The organism is Bradyrhizobium sp. TM233, assembly GCF_036247965.1.
Taxonomy (GTDB): domain Bacteria; phylum Pseudomonadota; class Alphaproteobacteria; order Rhizobiales; family Xanthobacteraceae; genus Bradyrhizobium; species Bradyrhizobium ottawaense.
The window spans coordinates 1-281 of sequence record NZ_BTIG01000279.1 but is presented as its reverse complement, the minus strand read 5'-3'; the positions used below and the strand labels follow the sequence as shown (position 1 = coordinate 281).

The 281-nt window shown below is 35.6% G+C and carries 1 protein-coding gene; it reads left to right on the top strand.

The window, feature by feature from the left end:
• The coding region (locus tag AABA86_RS34340; protein ID WP_338309902.1) for a hypothetical protein at positions 1 to 247 on the top strand (247 nt) is incomplete at its 5' end.
• Between the last annotated feature and the right edge of the window lie 34 nt (positions 248 to 281).

Here is a 281-nt window from a genome sequence, read left to right as displayed (position 1 = left end):
ATTGCAAGCAATCAAAGAAATAAATGAAGATGCTTACAAGTGGCTTCTAGCTATCCCTACAATACATTGGTGCATGCATGCTTTTTCTTTTTACCCTAAATGTGATGTAACAATGAACAATTTGTCTGAGACTTTTAACTGTACCATTTTAGTTGCTAGGGACAAACCCATTATCACAGTGTTTGAATGGATTAGGAAGTATTTGATGACCAGGTTTGCTACTTTGAGAGAAAAAAGTAAAAGATAGAAGGATAATGTGATGCCTAAACCTAGGAAGAGGC